This window comes from bacterium (assembly GCA_037131655.1).
Classification (GTDB): Bacteria; Armatimonadota; Fimbriimonadia; order Fimbriimonadales; family JBAXQP01; genus JBAXQP01.
This window is the reverse complement of the sequence record JBAXQP010000289.1, coordinates 1-3,451: the sequence shown is the minus strand read 5'-3', so window position 1 is coordinate 3,451 and position 3,451 is coordinate 1. Positions and strand designations below refer to the sequence as shown.

At 43.4% G+C, this 3,451-nt stretch carries 2 protein-coding genes and 2 tRNA genes; 2 read left to right on the top strand and 2 right to left on the bottom strand.

Annotation, left to right across the window (positions count from 1 at the left end; translation table 11 throughout):
• Window positions 1-83: 83 nt before the first annotated feature.
• Both WCO51_11325 and WCO51_11320 read right to left on the bottom strand, forming a co-directional pair.
• A tRNA-Arg gene (locus tag WCO51_11325) sits at window positions 84-160 on the bottom strand.
• A 7-nt stretch (window positions 161-167) separates the two neighbouring features.
• Window positions 168-258 (bottom strand) — tRNA-Ser (locus WCO51_11320).
• 141 nt (window positions 259-399) lie between these two features.
• Here WCO51_11320 and WCO51_11315 point away from each other — a divergent pair.
• Both WCO51_11315 and WCO51_11310 read left to right on the top strand, forming a co-directional pair.
• Window positions 400-1,716, top strand: coding sequence for an acetyl-CoA C-acetyltransferase (locus tag WCO51_11315; GenBank protein MEI6513844.1), 1,317 nt, complete (start codon window positions 400-402; stop codon window positions 1,714-1,716).
• A partial coding sequence (locus WCO51_11310; GenBank protein MEI6513843.1) for a 3-hydroxyacyl-CoA dehydrogenase NAD-binding domain-containing protein occupies window positions 1,713-3,451 on the top strand: 1,739 nt, incomplete at its 3' end. The genes WCO51_11315 and WCO51_11310, both read left to right, overlap by 4 nt.

Genomic DNA, 3,451 nt, shown 5'->3' with positions numbered 1-3,451 from the left:
GCTGCAGAGCGTATTTACGACACGTTTTAGACACAGTATATTGGTTTTTACGACACTATTTTAATGTAACTACTTGATTTTAATGGTGCGCCCGGAAGGATTCGAACCTCCGACCCTTTGGTTCGTAGCCAAATACTCTATCCAACTGAGCTACGGGCGCATAAACTTGGCGGAGAGAGAGGGATTCGAACCCTCGATGGGATTTTGTCCCATACTCCCTTAGCAGGGGAGCGCCTTCGACCACTCGGCCATCTCTCCGATCTTAGGATGCGAAGTATAGCAGGAAATGGGGTTGGGTCAATATGTGTTCGTGGTTCTTTGTCGTATTCAATGATACCAAAAAAATAAAAATCCTGTTATCTTTAATACTCTAAGGAAGTCGTCGTATCAGGAGGAAGCGTGAAATCCCAGTCAAATCTTCGTGGTGAAGCTGTTTATGTGGTAGACGGTAATCGTACACCGTTTCTAAAAGCCAAAGGCATTGGACCGTTTTCTGCCTCAGATCTAGCCGTTCAGGCTGGGAAGGCATTGTTGAAGCGTCAGCCCTTTTTGCCAAGCGATCTTGATGAGGTGATCATCGGTTGTGTTATGGCAGGTCCTGATGAAGTCAATATCGCAAGAATTATTGCTTTGCGTTTGGGATGTGGACCAGATGTTCCTGGTTATACGGTTATGCGAAATTGTGCTTCTGGTATGCAAGCCCTTGACTCAGCTGCTATGCAAATTGCAAGTGGGCGTAGTCATTTGGTTTTGGCTGGTGGCACCGAAGCTATGAGTCGTGCGCCGCTCTTATTAAATCAACAATTAGTGGCTTGGCTGGGATATTGGTCTAGCGCAAAAACTTTCGGTCAACGAGCTAAACTTCTAACACAATTGCGTCCTTCTTATCTGGCCCCCGTTATAGCCTTGCTTCGTGGTCTTACGGATCCTATCGTCGGAATGAACATGGGCCAAACCGCTGAGAAGGTTGCTTATGAATTTCAACTTACTCGTCAACAAATGGATTCTTTTGCAAATGAAAGTCATCATCGTTTGGCAAAAGCATATGCAGAAGGTCGAATGAGTGAGGTCGTACCCATAATCGATAACAAAGGAAGAGTCTATTCTGAAGATGATGGTTATCGTAAAGATAGCTCTGTAGAGGGTTTAGCTAAACTTAAGCCCTTTTTTGATAAACGTTATGGTATGGTGACTCCAGGGAATAGTTCTCAAATTACAGATGGTGCTTGTTTGTTGTTATTGGCATCGGCACAGGCTGTAAAACAATATGGGTTATCAGTGATGGGCCGAATCGTGGACTCACAATGGTCGGGTTTGGATCCTGCTGTAATGGGGCTTGGGCCCGCATATGCAGCGAGCGCTATTCTTGAACGTCAGCACTTAAAATCAAAGGATGTGGATTGCTGGGAAATAAATGAGGCTTTCGCGGCTCAAGTATTAGGATGTTTGGCTGCTTGGGATGATCCTCACTTCTGTAAACAAGAACTTGGCTTAAAAAGTGCTGTTGGTGCGCCAAGTTTATCTCATTTGAATCAAGATGGCGGGGCAATAGCCTTAGGTCATCCTATAGGCGCAAGTGGTGCTCGTATTGTCTTACATGTGCTTGAAATATTATCCAAAACAAAAGGTGAGCGGGGAATAGCATCTATTTGTATTGGTGGAGGCCAGGGTGGCGCCATGTATATAGAAAGAACAACGGAGGTGGGTAAATCATGAGTCATTATAAACATTGGGACATAACCGTTGACGCACAACATATTGTTTGGTTGGGTGTAAATAGACAACATGCCTCTGTGAATACGATTAATAATGAAATGCTAGACGAATGTAATGTTATCTTGCAAGAAGTGACCCAAATGCCAAGTGTGAAGGGTTTGGTTATTCATTCTATGAAAGACAGTGGATTTGTAGCGGGTGCTGATATCCATGAATTCGCGCATTTCAAAACCAATAAGCAAGTAATTGATTTTCTTAGAAAAGGACAAGCCGTATTGGCTCGCTTAGAAGCGTTGCCTTTTCCTACCGTCGCCGCCATTGATGGGTTTTGTATGGGAGGCGGATTAGAGTTGGCATTGGCTTGTGATTATCGTATAGCCACTGAAGAATCTCGCTTAGGGTTGCCTGAGATAAAACTAGGCATTCATCCCGGTTGGGGTGGTACGGTGCGGTTGCCTAAATTAATAGGTGGTTTTCCTGCTTTGTCTGAAGTCATTTTACCTGGAGCAGCGCTTGCTGCAAAACGTTGTAAAGCATTAGGTATGATTGATGACATGGTACCTAAGCGCCAACTGAAACGTGCGGCTGAGTATTATATTTTGAATCGCCCAAAACAACAAAAGCTGTCTTTATTACATTCTTTGAGTCATGCAGCTTGGGTAAGAAGTTTGATGGCAAAAAGCTTGCGTCATATGGTCGCAAAAAAAGTTAATAAAGATCATTATCCTGCTCCATTCGCGGTGATCGATTTATGGGAGAAAGAGGGCGGGTTTGATGAGAGAGCTTATTTGAAAGAAGCAGACTCAGTTGAAAAACTCATCACTAATTCACAAACGGCACACAATTTGATTCGTGTGTTTATGTTGAGAGAGCGTTTGAAAGGATTTGCCAAAGAAAACAAAACGCAAGTTGCTCGAGTTCATGTGATTGGTGCGGGTGTTATGGGCGGAGATATTGCAGCGTGGTGTGCGTTGAGAGGACTTTATGTAACCTTGCAAGATCAAAGCGAGGAAAGGATTGCTCCTGCTATCGCTAGAGCATTTACCTTGTTTACGAAAGTCTTGCGCAATCCTCGCTTGGTTCAAGCTGCAATGGATAGATTAACACCTGATCCAGAAGGGGATGGCGTTTCTCGTGCAGATGTCATTATTGAAGCGGTATTTGAACAGCTAGAGGTGAAACAAAGTATTGCACAACGTATTGAATCAGTAGCAAAACCTGATGCTATTATTGCGACCAATACGTCTAGTATTCCTTTGGCTGATATCAGTCAAGTGATGAACAATACTCAGCGTTTAGTCGGAATTCACTTTTTTAACCCAGTTGCCAAAATGGAATTAATTGAAGTGGTTTATGATGCAAAGACATCTGAAGATATCATTCAACGATCTTGTGCGTTTGTAAATCAAATTGGCCGTTTACCACTGCCAGTAACTTCAAGTCCTGGGTTTTTAATTAATCGAGTCTTGATGCCTTATTTGCTAGAAGCTATGAGGATTTTAGAAGAAGGGTATTCACCTGAAGTGATTGATAATGCCGCCTGTAGCTTTGGAATGATGATGGGGCCAGTTGAATTAGCAGACGCAGTAGGGTTGGACATTTGCCTTGCCGTTGCAAAAAACTTGATAGCGAATATCGGCGGGACTATTCCGAAAAAATTACTAGCAATGGTCGCGGATGGTCATTTGGGTCGTAAGTCAGGTGAGGGTTTTTATACTTATGCGAAGGGTCGTAT